This window comes from Stenotrophomonas sp. STEN008 (assembly GCF_056760435.1).
The window spans coordinates 1-14,940 of record NZ_JBRRET010000028.1; the positions used below are offsets into that span (position 1 = coordinate 1).

At 66.3% G+C, this 14,940-nt stretch carries 12 protein-coding genes; 5 read left to right on the forward strand and 7 right to left on the reverse strand.

Features of this window, described 5'->3' with window-relative positions; genetic code table 11:
• Nucleotides 1-170 precede the first annotated feature (170 nt).
• The 5 genes from ACVOME_RS13315 to ACVOME_RS13335 all read right to left on the reverse strand — a co-directional run bounded on the left by ACVOME_RS13315 (nt 171) and on the right by ACVOME_RS13335 (nt 7,153).
• Nucleotides 171-1,283, reverse strand: coding sequence for a PLP-dependent cysteine synthase family protein (locus tag ACVOME_RS13315; protein WP_065181781.1), 1,113 nt, complete (start codon nt 1,281-1,283; stop codon nt 171-173).
• Between the two features lie 97 nt (nt 1,284-1,380).
• Nucleotides 1,381-3,192, reverse strand: coding sequence for a 2Fe-2S iron-sulfur cluster-binding protein (locus ACVOME_RS13320; RefSeq protein ID WP_345782736.1), 1,812 nt, complete (start codon nt 3,190-3,192; stop codon nt 1,381-1,383).
• Nucleotides 3,189-3,881, reverse strand: coding sequence for a PepSY domain-containing protein (locus ACVOME_RS13325; protein WP_065181783.1), 693 nt, complete (start codon nt 3,879-3,881; stop codon nt 3,189-3,191). The genes ACVOME_RS13320 and ACVOME_RS13325 overlap by 4 nt, the downstream gene beginning before the upstream one ends.
• A gap of 55 nt (nt 3,882-3,936) precedes the next feature.
• The gene (locus ACVOME_RS13330; protein WP_481505180.1) at nt 3,937-6,651 is read right to left on the reverse strand and encodes a TonB-dependent receptor; all 2,715 of its coding nucleotides are present in this window, start codon (nt 6,649-6,651) and stop codon (nt 3,937-3,939) included.
• A 94-nt stretch (nt 6,652-6,745) separates the two neighbouring features.
• A complete protein-coding gene (locus ACVOME_RS13335) occupies nt 6,746-7,153 on the reverse strand; it encodes a CopL family metal-binding regulatory protein (protein WP_053518715.1) in 408 nt (135 codons plus the stop codon).
• Nucleotides 7,154-7,507: 354 nt separating this feature from the next.
• Between ACVOME_RS13335 and gloA the strand changes: the two genes are divergently transcribed.
• On the forward strand, nt 7,508-8,026 hold the full coding sequence (gene gloA, locus ACVOME_RS13340) for a lactoylglutathione lyase (protein ID WP_481505181.1): 519 nt from the start codon (nt 7,508-7,510) through the stop codon (nt 8,024-8,026).
• Between the two features lie 147 nt (nt 8,027-8,173).
• On the forward strand, nt 8,174-8,602 hold the full coding sequence (locus ACVOME_RS13345; protein WP_481505182.1) for a VOC family protein: 429 nt from the start codon (nt 8,174-8,176) through the stop codon (nt 8,600-8,602).
• A 66-nt stretch (nt 8,603-8,668) separates the two neighbouring features.
• Here the strand turns inward: ACVOME_RS13345 and ACVOME_RS13350 are convergent, their stop codons facing one another.
• Both ACVOME_RS13350 and glmS read right to left on the reverse strand, forming a co-directional pair.
• Nucleotides 8,669-9,100, reverse strand: coding sequence for a CBS domain-containing protein (locus ACVOME_RS13350; protein WP_053518718.1), 432 nt, complete (start codon nt 9,098-9,100; stop codon nt 8,669-8,671).
• A 448-nt stretch (nt 9,101-9,548) separates the two neighbouring features.
• On the reverse strand, nt 9,549-11,387 hold the full coding sequence (gene glmS, locus ACVOME_RS13355) for a glutamine--fructose-6-phosphate transaminase (isomerizing) (protein ID WP_065181785.1): 1,839 nt from the start codon (nt 11,385-11,387) through the stop codon (nt 9,549-9,551).
• 203 nt (nt 11,388-11,590) lie between these two features.
• On the opposite strand from glmS, the gene ACVOME_RS13360 reads away from it, so the two are divergent.
• Genes ACVOME_RS13360 through ACVOME_RS13370 form a run of 3 tightly spaced genes read left to right on the forward strand, consistent with a single transcriptional unit; the run spans nt 11,591 to nt 14,930 of the window.
• Nucleotides 11,591-12,868 carry an efflux RND transporter periplasmic adaptor subunit gene (locus ACVOME_RS13360; protein ID WP_053518722.1) on the forward strand — a complete coding sequence of 426 codons (1,278 nt, stop codon included), beginning with the start codon at nt 11,591-11,593 and terminating at the stop codon, nt 12,866-12,868.
• Between the two features lie 24 nt (nt 12,869-12,892).
• Nucleotides 12,893-13,615 (forward strand): ABC transporter ATP-binding protein, encoded by a 723-nt coding sequence (locus ACVOME_RS13365; RefSeq protein ID WP_053518723.1) that lies wholly within the window; start codon nt 12,893-12,895, stop codon nt 13,613-13,615.
• A gap of 10 nt (nt 13,616-13,625) precedes the next feature.
• On the forward strand, nt 13,626-14,930 hold the full coding sequence (locus tag ACVOME_RS13370) for an ABC transporter permease (RefSeq protein ID WP_053518747.1): 1,305 nt from the start codon (nt 13,626-13,628) through the stop codon (nt 14,928-14,930).
• Nucleotides 14,931-14,940 lie beyond the last annotated feature (10 nt).

Here is a 14,940-nt window from a genome sequence, read left to right on the forward strand (position 1 = left end):
TGACTGACAGGAATGAGGGCGTCCCGCTGCGCGGGAGGCCTTACATCGGGGGGGGGGGGGGGGGGGGCGGGGGCCGGTTTTTTGGCGGGGGGCAAAAACACCCCCCCCCCCCCCCCCCCCCGGCGGGGCGCGCGCGCGCCCCCCCCCCCCCCGGCGGAGGCACCGCAGGCTTACAGCGCTTCCAGGCTGCAGCACGGCAGCGCAGGCAGGCCCTGACCCGCCACGGCCGCGGCCAGCTGCGCATCGGCACCGTCCACATCGATGCCCTGTCGTGCGTACCACGCCGGGTCGTAATAGCTCTGCGCGTAGCGCTCGCCACTGTCGCACAGGATGCTGACGATGCTGCCGTGGCGGCCGGCTTCGCGCATCCACTGCGCCGCCTGCAGCACACCGATGAAGTTGGTGCCGGTGGAGCCTCCCACGCGCCGACCGAGCTGCCGGCTGACGTGGCGCATGGCTGCCAGGCTCAATGCATCCGGCACCTTCACCATCGCATCGACGCTGGTTGGAATGAAGCTCGGCTCCACCCTCGGTCGGCCGATGCCTTCCACACGGGAGCCACCGCTGCAGGTCAGGTCACGCCACTGCTGCTCGCCCGCCACCGCCGCCTGGTAGCCCTCGAAGAACACCGAGATCTCCGGATCCGCGCAGAGGATGCGGGTGTCGTGCCGCCGGTAGCTGACGTAGCGGCCCAGCGTGGCCGCAGTGCCGCCGGTGCCTGGGCTGCACACGATCCACTCGGGTACCGGGCTGGGCTCTTCGGCCATCTGCTTGAAGATGGACTCGGCGATGTTGTTGTTGGCGCGCCAGTCAGTGGCCCGTTCGGCGTAGGTGAACTGGTCCATGAAGTGACCGCCGGTTTCGCGCGCCAGCCGTTCCGATTCGCAGTTGAGATCACAGGCGCGCTCGACCAGGTGGCAGCGGCCACCATGGAATTCGATGGCAGCGATCTTTTCCGGCGAGGTCGTGGCCGGAATCACCGCGATGAAGGGCAGCCCCAGCAGGCGTGCGAAATACGCTTCGGACACCGCGGTCGAGCCGCTCGACGCCTCGATCACCGGCCGCCCTTCGCGCAGCCAGCCGTTGGCCAGCGCGTACAGGAACAGCGAACGCGCCAAGCGGTGCTTGAGGCTGCCGGTGGGGTGGCTGGATTCATCCTTCAGGTAGACATCGATGCCTTCGAACCCGGGCAGCGCCATCGGGATCAGGTGGGTATCGGCGGACCGGTTGAAATCGGCTTCGATCTTGCGGATGGCCGCAGCCACCCAGGCGCGCTGGGACATGGAACGCCACTTCGGTGAGTACAGCTGGGCATTCTACTCCGCCCGCACCGCTGCAACGGGCGCCGCGGCCGCCCTGCACGGCCACGGCGCCTCCACTTCAGATCTTGAAATCGTCGTATGCGATCCGCTCTTCCGTCACCCCCAGCCGCTGCAGCAGCTGCCGGGTCGCGGCCAGCATCGGTGGTGGCCCGCACAGGTAGAACTCGCAGCCGGAAAGATCCGGATGCCGCTGCAGCAGATCCTCATGGATGGCGTCATGCACGCGCCGGCCAGTTCCCTGCCCGGACCAGACGGGATGCCAGCTGAAGTTCGCGTGCGCTGCCTGCAGGGCCTGCATCTGCGCCATGTAGGGGCAATCGCGGTCGCTGCGGGCACCGTACCAGTAGTGGATGCGCTCCTGCCCTCCCTCGGAAAGCCGATGTTCGATCATCGCCCGCAGCGGCGCCATGCCGGCGCCGGCTCCGATGAAGATCTTTTCCCGGGACACGCCGCTGAGCGCGAAATCACCGAACGGTCCGCTGTAGCGGACGCGATCGCCGGGGCGCAACGCGTACAGATAGCTGGACCCTTTGCCCGGCGGATGCCGCTTGCCCTGCTGCCAGCCGGGGCTGAACCGGGCCAGCAGCACCAGGCGCCCCGCTTCGGCGGCAACCGGCATCGCCAGCGAGTACGAACGACGCACCGCCGCCTTGTTGTGCAGGGTTTCCGGCAGGGCCAACGGTGCCCAGTCCTGCCGGTGTTCGTCCGGATGCCAGAGCGCGGAACGGGGCAACTCGTATTCGGGCACATGCAGCTGCAGGTAGCAGCCGGGTTGATAGAGTGCGTCGGCGGCGTGGTCCGGACGCAGGTGGATCTCGCGCAGGAACGGGGTCACCGCTTCGATCCGCTCGACCGTTGCCTCATGCTCGGTCCACAGGCTGGCACCGCCGGACACCTCGATCTCCATATCCGCCTCCACCTGCAGGTTGCAGGCGAGCCGGCAGCCGACCTTCAGGCGCGATCCGGCCAGGTGCGCCCGATCTGCGGCGGAAGGGGTTCCAGCCTGTCCACGGACCCGGACTTCGCACAGTCCACAGCTCTGCCCGCCGCCGCAGTTGGAAGGCAGGTTCACGCCTTCGCGGGCCAGCGCCAGGTAGACACTGTCCCCCTGCGCCGCGGCCACGGTGCGCAGGTGCGTGCCTCCCGGGGCGAACACTGCCAACTGCCGGCGGCTGCGCCATCGATGTGGAACGAACTCATGCAGGCGGACGCTTGCCAGCAGCAGCCACGCGCCGGTCAAGGCCATCCACAGCCCCCCCAGCCCCATCCCCACCACCAGCGGATTGTTGAAGTTGGCCCGCGCCGCGTAGTCCATGATGTGCAGCATCCAGAACACATCGAACAGCCGCCACGTTGCGGTGCGATGCTCGAGCACCTGTCCGCTGTCGGCGGAGACGTAGACGGTGGTGTCCTGCGCATCGCCGAAGTCCACCCGCCACACCGCGTCGGGATGGCCGCGCGTCTCCAGACTGTGCGCCAGATGCACCGGCGCTGCGGGCACGCCCTGGCCACGGTAGGCGGCCTGCGCGACGCGCAGCGCGATCACCGGATCGATGGTGATGCGCCTGCCATCACGCGCATCGATCACCTCGGTGCCTTCCGCTGACTGCAGTCGATACACCGGCGCCTGCAGCAGCCAGCCGCTGTCCAGGGTCGCGGCCGGCCACCGCGCAGCACGCAGCGCATCGGCCGGTGAGACGGTATCTGCCGGCCATGCCAGGGGCGCCGCGGGCGCAGCCCGCTGCGAAGTGCCGGCGATCCGGTCCGGGTCAAGCAGGCTCATGCCCAGTCCACTGCCGAGCCAGACCAGGAACTGCAGTCCCACCAGCACCCCGATCCACCTGTGCAGCCGGCGCAGCCACGGCGTCATGCGCGCCTCCTCTGGCCGAAGCTGTAGAACAGCAGCCACACGCCACTGAGGCCGAATGCCAGCCCGATCACCGATGCGACGCGCAGCAGGCCATTGTTGACGTCGGTGCGCTGCTCGTAGTCCATGATGTGGAACATCCACAGGAAATCGAACCAGCGCCACAGGCTGTGCCGGCGCGCCAGCAGTTCACCGCTGTCCGGTGACAGGTACAGCGTGGTGCTTCCGCGGTCAGCGAAATGGACGGCCCACATCGGCACCGGTCGCGTCTTCACTTCCGACGGCGCACGGGTCACCCATTCCACCCGCGCGACCTCGCCTGCGCCCTGGTACAGCGCTGTGGCCAGCGCGATGGCGCCATCCCGGTCCAGCCGCGGCAGGCGCTCTCCACTGCGGGCATCGACCAGGAAGCGTTCCGGTCCGCGCTGGACGTCGTAGACCTCACGCTCCAGCAGCCGCTTGAGGCGGAACGACTGCAGGCCGGGATAACGCGCGGCCAGCACATCGACACCGACCCGATCATGCACCGGCGCCAGCGGTTCGCCACGGACATGGGCCAGGTGGTCGCCATGGATCACCTGCAGCGGCACCACGGTCATGTAGACCCCGCTGAGCATCCACAACAGCGCCTGCACACCGATCACCAGTCCGATCCATTTGTGGGCGCGGCGCGCCCAGAATGCGGGTTTCATCTACCTTCTCTCCCTTGCGGAGCACCCCCGCCGCAGGCGACGGGGGCGCGTGCGATCACCAGCGGTAGCCGATGCGTGCATACCAGCGACGACCGAGCAGGTCGTAGGTCATGGTGTCTGTGTTGGCGTCGGTATAGCTCTGGATGAACGGCGCCGAGCGATCAAAGACGTTGTCCACGCCCAGCGCCACATCCAGCGCCTTGCTGACCGCGTACCTGAGCTGGAGATTGTGATAGAACACCGATGGCGCATGATCACCGATGTCGCCACGCGCGGCATTGATGTCGTCGGCCCGGCCGATGTACTGGGTGGTCCAGGTACCGGACCATTGCCCACGGGACGCGTTCATCGACATCAGTCCACGCCACTTGGCATAGCTGCCACGGCCGCCGGTGATCCTGCCGGCATACGTGATCACCTCTGCTCCGGCATACGGGCGCACGTCATAACGCTGAAGGTAGGAGATGTCGGCACTGATGCTGGCGTCCATGCCCCACGGCTTGAACTCGTAGAGTGCGCCCAGGTCGTAGCCACTGACCTGCTCATCGGCCGTGTTCACCGGCTGCGATGAGAGGTAGTTCACTTCGCCGGTGCGCGGGTCGCGGGTGAAGTTGCTGGCGTCGCAGAACGGATGCGCCAGCGACGGAGTGTTGTAGCAGATGGCCAGCTTGGTGGAGCCGGCGATACGCTGGATCGCGTTCTCGATGCGGATGCGGTAGTAGTCCAGGGTGAGCGTCAGCCCGGGTGCGAACGTGGGTGTCCACACCACCCCGGCGGTGAAGGAGGTCGCATCTTCCGGCTCGAGATCCGCATTGCCGCCGGACGTGGTCAGGATGGTATTGCCCGGCTGCACGTAACCAGCCGGCACGCCATCGGCCTGGCAGTTCGCACGCACGATCGAGCTGGCCGGCAGTCCGCTCCAGCCACTGCAGGGGTCGGTGGTGGTGAGGTTGCCCTCGGACACGCCACCGAACAGTTCGGGGATGTTGGGAATGCGGAATGCCGTAGCATAGGTGCTGCGCAGCTTCAGCGAAGGGCTGACCTGCCAGTCCAGCCCGGCCTTGTAGTTGAAGTCGCGCCCGAACAGGTCGTAGTCGGACACGCGGCCGGCCAGGTTGAGGTACAGCGAATCTGCGATGACCGCGTCCTGCAGCAGCGGCACCGCCAGCTCCATGTACGCTTCCTTGGCCGTGTATCGCCCGGCGATCGGATCCTGCCGGTTGGTGTTGCCGATGCCGAGCACGGTCAACGGATCCGGATCACGCCAACCGCGCTCCCTGCGCACCTCCACGCCCGCGGCGAATCCCACCCAGCCTGCCGGCAGCTCGAAGATCTGCCCGCTGAGATTGGCGGTGAAGCTCTTCTGCTCGTTTCCGCCGGTATCGCGCGAGGTGTACAGGATGTAATCCAGCACGTCACGGCTCAGGTCCCCGTAGCCGAGATAGTCGCCGCAGGGAATCGCTGCGCCGGGCGCGGTACTGCACAGGGACCGGTCCAGCGTCTGGTCGACGCGATCGAGGTTGGCGACATTGTCCGAACCATCCACGCCGGTGTTGCGCCCCCAGTTGAAGGCCACCGACCAGTCCCAGCTGGTGCCGAACTGGCCTTTCAGGCCCGCTACCACCCGGTAGGTGTCGGTCTCCTGGAAGAAGTGGCGGGGACCGGCCTCTTCCAGGCGCCGGCGCTGCAGCAGCAGATCCTGCCCGGTGGGATTGGTCGGATGGTCGGCGGCGATGTTGATCGGCCGGTAGACGCCCAGCCCACCCGAGGTCGCCAGCTGCCTGGACTGGCGGTTGGTGTACATCGCTTCGATGAACGCGCGTGTGCTGTCATTCAACTGGCTGTCGCCGAACACGCTCAGGCTGAGCCGCTCGATCGGGTTGACCGCGTTGAGCGTGGGATTGCCGTTGTAGTTGTGCTTGGCCGCCGAATAGGGCTCGTAGAAATCGCCGTCGCCTCCGGGCACCTGGTTGAAGTTGACCCGTCGGCCATCCGCCAGCAGTGCACGACCACCGATGGTGGACGAACTGCCGGAGCAGACCAGCCGGCCATCGGATTCGATCAGGCCGCAGGGCGCGCGCGAGGCCATGTTGACCGCTCCGCTGTCGAAGTAGCTGACCGCAGCCATCAGCGAGCCGCGTTCGCTGCTGACACCCCAGCTGACATCGACCGAGGTTTCCTCGCCGTCGCCCTGGCTGGTCTGGCCATAGCGCACCACCGCTTCGGCACCCTCGAATCCCTGCTTGGTGATGATGTTGACCACGCCAGCCACCGCATCGGCGCCATAGATTGCCGATGCACCGTCCTTGAGCACCTCCACGCGCTCGATCAGTGAGACCGGAATGACATTGAGGTCGACCGAACTGTTGGCGCCGGTGCCGCCATTGACGATGCGCCGGCCGTTGAGCAGGACCAGGGTCCGGTTGATGCCGAGACCGCGCAGATTGACCTGGGTGGTGCCGTAGCCGTTCTCGGCCCAGTACGCATTGCTCTGGCTGCCCGCGAACCCTGCCGAGGCCGGCAGGCGCTGCAGCAGGGTTTCCACCGAGGTGGCGCCGGAACGTTCGATGGCCTCGGCATCGATCACGCTCACCGGGCCGACGCCTGACAGCTGCGCGCGCTTGATGTGGCTGCCGGTCACCTGCACGGTATCCAGCGTGCGTGCCTTCGAATCGGGCGACTGCGCATCCTGCGCGGCGACGGAGTGGACAACGGAGACGCACAGCAGACTGCCGATGGCCGCAGCCATGGCATTGGACTTCAGATACATGTTCTCTCTCCCGCAGGAATACTGTCTCTGGGTGCCCCCGCCACGATTCGGGCAAAGGGACACGACGGCGTCATGTCGACGCGGGGACAGCCGCTCAGGCGATGGGAGGTCGGAATACGCGGGAAAGTTTGCTGGCAGGCAGGATCAGTGCCGGCAGCGCAATGTCCAGCGCGATGCGCGGATGGGCGCTGGGCAGCAGCAGCGATGGCATCGGAGGGTAGAGACTCAACAGGCAGCGGCAGTCGCAGCCGGCCGCATCGACACAGCTGCAGTGATCCTTGTGCACGTCGCCGGCGGCCACCGGCGCCTGATCATGGCGGGTGTGGCCCGACGCCGGTGCCGCGCTGCGCGGTGTTGCCTGGCAGCCCGCAATCGCCCGGCCCGCGGAGCCTGCAGCGTCCCCGCCAGGCAGCGCCATGCGCGTCCCCGCCCACGCTCCGAAGACACCTTCGAAGAGGAGCACGGCCATCAGCAGCAGCGGCAGCCATCGGCGGTAAGGCATGGGACCCCTGAAGACCCTCGGTTATTTGTATATACATACCATCATTAGCGCGGCAGGCAACGGGCTGTCAACCGCCCGCGACGATGCCCGGGCGTCTCGCCATCCCTGCCGGATTCCCCTGCGTCCCACTGCCGCGCCGTCTGCTCTGGTTGCAGGCATTTCACCCGGCGTTGCGGGAGCGCTCATCCCATTGCGGACGCACACCGATTATCCTGCGCTGCAACATGACCGACGATCCCAGATCGACAACGAGGATGCAAGCGAAGTGCGGGTTCCGGCAACTGCCGGTTTCAGATGCAACTTCCAGCCACTCTCCGCGGGTCATTTCCCTCCATTGCTGACAGGACGCGAATCATGAGCCTTTCTTCCCTCCAACAGGTCCCCGGCGTCGCCGCCCAGGCCCCGGCCGAAACCAGCGGCTTCGTGTTCAACCACACCATGCTGCGGGTGAAGGACATCACCGCCTCGCTGGACTTCTACACCCGCGTGCTGGGCTACCGGCTGATCGACAAGCGTGACTTCGCCGAAGCGCAGTTCAGCCTGTATTTCCTGGCCTACGTGCCGTCCGGCGCCGTGGTGCCGGAAGACGATGCCGAGCGCCGCCTGTGGATGGCCGGCCTGCCGGGCGTGCTGGAGCTGACCCACAACCACGGCACCGAAGCCCAGGATGGCCCGGTCTACCACGACGGCAACAGCGATCCGCGCGGCTTCGGCCACATCTGCGTCTCGGTGCCCGAGCTGGAAGCTGCCTGCCAGCGCTTCGAAGATCTGGGCGTGCCGTTCCAGAAGCGCCTGACCGACGGTCGCATGAAGAACATCGCCTTCATCAAGGACCCTGACGGCTACTGGGTGGAAATCATCGCCAACGCCTGATCCGGAAAGGGGCACAATTGCGCTGGCGCCAGGCCATGCCCGGCGGCCTTGCTCCGATATTCATCGCACGGGAAGCAGGCCGCGCTGCGCGCTCACCGGGCGCGGCCCGGCGCTATCCACACTGTCCCCTTTTCTGTAGAGGTACGCATGGAAACTATGGAACTGCACCGCGGTCGATTGATCGATCACCTGCAGCTGGTGGTGCGCGACCTGCCGGCCAGCCGCCGCTTCTACCAAACAGTGTTCGACACGATCGGCATTCCGATTGCCGGCGAAGGGCCGGACTATTTCTGGGCTGACGAGCTGTTCATTTCCACCGCCAGCAGCGATGCCGCTGCCGGCCAGCTGACCGGACGCCACCACCTGGCATTCCAGGCGCGCGATGCGGCGACCGTCGATGCGTTTCATGCTGCCGCCATCGCCGCTGGCGGCACCGACAACGGCGCACCGGGCGAGCGCCCCTATCATCCGGGCTACTACGGCGCGTTCGTGCTTGACCCGGATGGCAACAACATCGAGGTGGTCTATCACGGCCCGGCGCGCTACAGCGCCGATTCGGTGAAGGTGACGTTCTGATTCCACCGATGCCGTGAACGAAGAAGCCGGGCAGTGCCCGGCTTCTTTCCTTCTACTGCGCCGGCGTCAATGCGCGGCCATGTAGATGTCCTGCAGCACGGCCTTTTCCAGCTCCAGCTCGCCCAGCAGATTCTTCACGATGTCGCCCAGGCTGAGGATGCCGACCAGGCGCGTGCCATCGGTGACCATCAGATGACGGCGCCGCGAGTACGTCATCAACGACATGGCCTGCTTCAGGGTGGCCTCCGGTGCGATGCCTTCCAGTCCCGTGGACGGCAGGGTGGAAATCACCCGGCGGCCGGCCTGCGGGCCATCGTCAGCCAGGGTACGCACGATGTCTTTCTCGGAGATGATGCCGACCGGCGCATCATCCTTCATCACCACCAGGGCAGCGATCCTGTTCGCGCTCATCTTGTGGGCGGCGGCACCGATGGTGTCTTCCGCATCGATGGTGATGACAGCTTCTTTCTTGGATTGCAGGAGTTCGCGGACGTTCATTCTTGTTTCCTGTTGCAGGTCACTGAAGTCAAAAAAGTGTGCTCTTCCGATTCGCCCCCTCCCCGGGAACAGACCTTTCAGCGCACGTCTGGCGCACCGGTCTGCCCATGGGGAATGCATCGGCAAGGCGAGGTGCTGCAACGCGAAGGAGGCGGGTCCGGCAACGCAACCCGTATCTCGGTCGGCTCGATTCTACGACTGCGATCCTCGGTCACTACCGGCATCGATAGGACAGTACGTCGTGGGAACCTGCCGACGATCCAGAGAATGGCACTGCGGCTGAAACCGCCGCTGAACACGCGCGGTGCCGCGCGTTAAAGATTGATGGCCTGCTGCCGAACGCGGACAGAACACCCTGCGGGTGTCCCACTTGGCGCTGTGAGCGGCGCAAACGAAAGGGGGCCACGTGGCCCCCTTCACCTGAAGCATCCCATGCAGCCGATGGCGGTTACTCCACCGTCACGCTCTTGGCCAGGTTGCGCGGCTTGTCCACGTCGGTGCCACGCGCCAGTGCGGTGTGGTAGGCCAGCAGCTGCACCGGAATGGTATGCACCACCGGACTGAGCACGCCCGCGTGGCGCGGCGTACGGATCACATGCACACCTTCGCTTTCGGAGAAGTTGCTGTCCTGGTCGGCGAACACGAAAAGCTCGCCTCCCCGCGCGCGGACTTCCTGCATGTTGGACTTCACCTTCTCCAGCAGGCTGTCGTTGGGGGCGATCACCACCACCGGCATGTCCTCGTCCACCAGCGCCAGCGGACCGTGCTTGAGCTCGCCCGCCGGATACGCCTCGGCATGGATGTAGGAGATCTCCTTGAGCTTGAGCGAACCTTCCAGTGCGATCGGATAGTGCAGTCCACGGCCCAGGAACAGCGCGTTGGATTTGCGCGCGAAGCGCTCGGCCCAGGCCGCGATCTGCGGCTCCAGGTTCAACGCGTGCTGCACGCTGCCCGGCAGGAAGCGCAGCTGCTCCAGATAGTCGGCTTCCTGTGCGGCATCGACGCGCCCATGCAGCTTGCCCAGCACCACGGTCAGCTGGAACAGCGCGGCCAGCTGGGTAGTGAACGCCTTGGTCGAAGCCACGCCGATCTCGGCCCCGGCACGGGTATAGCAGACCAGTTCACTGGCGCGTGGAATCGCGCTTTCCGGCACGTTGCAGATAGACAGCGTGTGCTGGTGGCCGAGCGACTTGGCGTACTTCAGCGCCTCCATCGTGTCCAGCGTTTCGCCGGACTGGGAGATCGTCACCACCAGGTGCTTCGGGTTCGCATACGCCGCGCGGTAGCGGTACTCGCTGGCGATCTCCACGCTGCACGGCAGGCCGGCGATGGACTCGATCCAGTAGCGCGCGGTCAGGCCGGCGTAGTAGCTGGTGCCACACGCCAGGATCTGCACGCCTTCGATGCCCGCCAGCACCGCCTCGGCATTCCTGCCGAACAGCTCGGCCGGGAAGCCACCGGCGTCGATCGCCGCCTCGATGGTGTCCCCCAGCGCGCGCGGCTGCTCGTGGATTTCCTTCTGCATGAAATGGCGGTAAGGGCCAAGTTCCAGCGAGGCCAGCGACACGTCGGACAGGTGCACCTCGCGCTGTACCGGATGATCGTGCTCGTCGAAGATGCGCACACCCTCGCGGCGCACCTCGGCGGTGTCGCCCTCCTCCAGGAAGATCACCTTGCGGGTGGCCGAGATCACCGCCGAGACATCGGAGGCAACGAAATTCTCGCCTTCGCCCAGGCCGACCAGCAGCGGGCAGCCCATGCGTGCGCAGACGAAGCGTTCCGGCTCGGCGCGGCTGACCACGGCCAGCGCATAGGCACCGGTGAGTTCCTTCACGGTGCGCTGCAGCGCCACCAGCAGATCGTCACCGCTCTGCAGATGATGATGGATCAGGTGGGCGATCACTTCGGTGTCGGTCTGCGACTCGAAGGTGTAGCCCAGCGCGCGCAGCCGCTCGCGCTGTTCTTCATGGTTCTCGATGATGCCGTTGTGGACCAGGGCCACGCCCTGGCTGATGTGCGGATGCGCATTGGCCTCGGTGACGCCGCCATGGGTGGCCCAACGCGTATGGCCGATACCCAGCTGCGCATTGAACCCCTCGGCGGCGGCGGCAGCGGCCATCTCGGCGACCCTGCCGGTGCGGCGGACGCGGTGCACGTCAGGGCGATCGGTCGCGTCGATCACCGCGATGCCTGAAGAATCGTAGCCGCGGTACTCCAGTCGCTTCAGACCTTCGATCAGCACCGGCACCACGTCGCGATCAGCGATCGCTCCCACGATTCCACACATGTCACGCATTTCCTTGAAGACGGTCGCGGCATTCTAGCGTGCGTGTCCGGTTTCCCCCTCCTGTCCGCTTAATGAATGTGTCCGCACAGGTGTCCGCGGACACCCGGACACCGCCACTCGAATTGCAACTTATTGATAGGAAAGGAAATAAAGTTGGCACGCAACGTGCTTGGTATGGATCACCACCGTCAGGCACGAACCCGATGATCCGCGACACTTCCGCCCAGGACCAGATCGTTTCCTCCACCCCGGCCCGCCCGACCGCCGCCGCCTGGCATCGCTACCGTTGGCCGGCACTGGGCAGCATCGCCCTGCTCGCCGGCATCGGCTGGGCCGTGTACGCCTGGGCAAACGCCAGCCGCTCGTTCGACAGCAGCCGGGTGCGCATCGCCGAAGTGCAACGTGGCGACCTGGTGCGTGACATCGCTGCCGACGGCCGTGTGATCGCCGCCAACAGCCCGGTGCTGTATGCGATCTCCGCCGGTACCGTGGACCTGAAGGTCGTGGCCGGCGACGTGGTCAAGAAGGGACAGGAGCTGGCGATCATCGACAGCCCGGAACTGCGCAGCAAGCTGGCCCAGGAACAGGCCACCCTGGCTGGCCTGGAAGCCGAGGCCAGCCGCGCCGCGCTGGACGCAACGCTGGCCCGCGCCAAGTCGCGCAAGGAAACCGATCAGGCCACCATCGAGCGCCAGGCTGCCGATCGCGACCTGCAACGCTACCAGCGCGGCTTCGACGGCGGTGCGGTGCCGCAGATCGACCTGGCCAAGGCCCAGGACAGCCTGAAGAAGGCCGACATCAGCCTTGCCAACGCCACCACCGATGCCCGCCTGCAGAGCCAGGGCGCCGACCTGGATGCACGCAACAAGCGGTTGCTGGCCGATCGCCAGAAGGCGGTGGTGGCCGAAGTGCAGCGCCAGGTCGATGCGCTGACCCTGCGCGCGCCGTTTGATGGCCAGGTAGGCCAGGTGCAGGCCACCCAGTCCACCAATCTGGCGGCCAATGCGCCGGTGCTGGGCGTGGTGGACCTGTCCAAGTTCGAAGTCGAGATCAAGGTTCCGGAAAGCTTCGCTCGTGATCTGGCCATCGGCATGCCCGCACAGCTCACCGGCGGCAACGGCCAGCCGTTCCCGGGCGAGATCAGCGCGGTGTCGCCGGAAGTGGTGAACGGCGAGGTCAATGCCCGCGTGCGCTTCGCCGACAAGCAGCCCGAAGGCCTGCGCCAGAGCCAGCGCATGTCGGTCCGGGTGCTGCTGGATACCCGCAAGAACGTGCTGAAGGTCGAGCGCGGCCCGTTCGTCGAACAGGGCAACGGCGTGGCCTACGTGATGGATGGCCGCACGGCGGTGCGCCGTCCGGTGGAACTGGGCGTCAGCAGCCTGGGCGAAGTGGAAATCAAGTCGGGTGTGCAGCCGGGCGACCGTATCGTGGTCTCCGGCAGCGACCTGTTCAAGGACGCCGAACGCGTCTCCGTCAACTGATACATCCTGGAGAGAGGACACCCCATGTACATGCTCGAAATGCGTTCGGTCGCCAAGGTCTTCCGCACTGAACAGGTGGAAACCCATGCACTGCGCTCGCTGGAACTGCAGGTCAAGGAGGGCGAGTTCGTCGCCGTCACCGGTCCCTCCGGCTCCGGCAAGACCACCTTCCTCAACATCGCCGGCCTGCTGGAGACCTTCACCAGCGGCACCTACCTGCTTGATGGCGAGGATGTCAGCCAGCTCGGTGATGATGCGCGCAGCCGCCTGCGCAACCAGAAGATCGGCTTCATCTTCCAGGGCTTCAACCTGATTCCGGACCTGAACCTGTTCGACAACGTCGACGTGCCGCTTCGCTACCGCAAGATGAGTGCCGGCGAGCGCCGTGAGCGCATCGAGAAGGCGCTGACCCAGGTCGGCCTGGGCTCACGCATGAAGCACTACCCGAACGAACTGTCCGGCGGCCAGCAGCAGCGCGCGGCGATTGCCCGTGCCCTCGCCGGCAGCCCGCGCCTGCTGCTGGCCGACGAACCGACCGGCAACCTGGATACGCAGATGGCACGTGGCGTGATGGAGCTGCTGGAGGAAATCAACGCGGCCGGCACCACCATCGTCATGGTCACCCATGATCCGGAACTGGCCGCGCGTGCGCAGCGCAACGTGCACATCGTCGATGGCCAGGTCACCGACCTGGTGCGCGAGCCGGTGCTGGCCACCCCGCGCCGCATCGTCGCCGTCAACGAGTGAGGGCATGCCCATGTTCGCCTACTACGCTCGACTGGCGGTACGCAGCTTCCGCCGCAACAAGGTACTGACCGCGCTGATGGTGGTGGCCATCGCACTGGGCATCGGTGCCTCGATGACCACCCTGACCGTGTTCCATGTCCTGTCCGGCGATCCGATTCCGGAGAAGAGCGACCGCCTGTTCTACGCGCAGCTCGATCCGCGGCCGCGCTCCGGCTACCTGACGGACGAGGAGCCGGAAGGCCAGATGACGCGGTTCGACGCCGAAGCCCTGCTGCGCGAGAAGCGCGCCGTGCACCAGGCGATGATGAGTGGCGGCAGTGCCATCGTCGAGCCGGAGGGCAGCACCCTCAAGCCGTTCTCGGTGGATACGCGCTGGACCTCGGCGGACTTCTTCCCGATGTTCAACGTGCCGATGCAGTACGGCCGCGCCTGGTCTGCCAGCGACGACGATGCACACAGCCGCGTGGTGGTGCTGTCCAAGGCCATCAATGAAAAGCTGTTCCAGGGCGCCAACAGCGTGGGCCGCGAGATCCGCGTGAACAGCCAGTCGCTGCGCGTGATCGGCGTGATGAAGGAATGGAATCCCGAACCGCAGTTCTTCGACCTGACCACCGGTTCCTACGGCAAGGACGAGGACCTGCTGGTGCCGTTCTCCACTGCCATGGATCTGGATTTCGGCAACAACGGCAACATGAACTGCTTCCGCGACGGCGGCCCGGGCGGCGACAGCCACTCGCTCAGTGCGGCCTGCACCTGGATCCAGTACTGGGTCGAGCTGGAGCCGGGCAAGGTCGATGACTACCGCCGCTATCTGGTGAACTACTCCGACCAGCAGCGCGCTGCAGGCCGCTTCGAGCGTCCCGCCAACGTGCGTGTGCGCAGCGTCATGGAGTGGCTGGACTTCAACGGTGCGGTGCCCAGCGACGTGCGCCTGCAGATGTGGCTGGCGCTGGGCTTCCTGGGCGTGTGCCTGGTCAATACGGTCGGTCTGCTGCTGGCCAAGTTCCTGCGCCGCAGCGGTGAGATCGGCGTGCGGCGTGCGCTGGGTGCCAGCCGTGGGCAGATCTTCCTGCAGTGCCTGGTCGAAGCCGGTGCCATCGGTGTGGTCGGCGGTGTGCTCGGCATCGGCCTGGCCCTGATCGGTCTGGCCGCAGTGCGCAGGCAGCCGGTGGAGTACGCCCAGCTGGCCCATCTGGACGGCAGCATGCTGCTGCTCGCCCTCGGCCTGACCCTGCTGGCCAGCCTGGCCGCCGGATTCCTTCCGGCCTGGCGTGCCATGCAGGTCACCCCCGCCATCCAGCTCAAGTCGCAGTAAGCACAAGGAC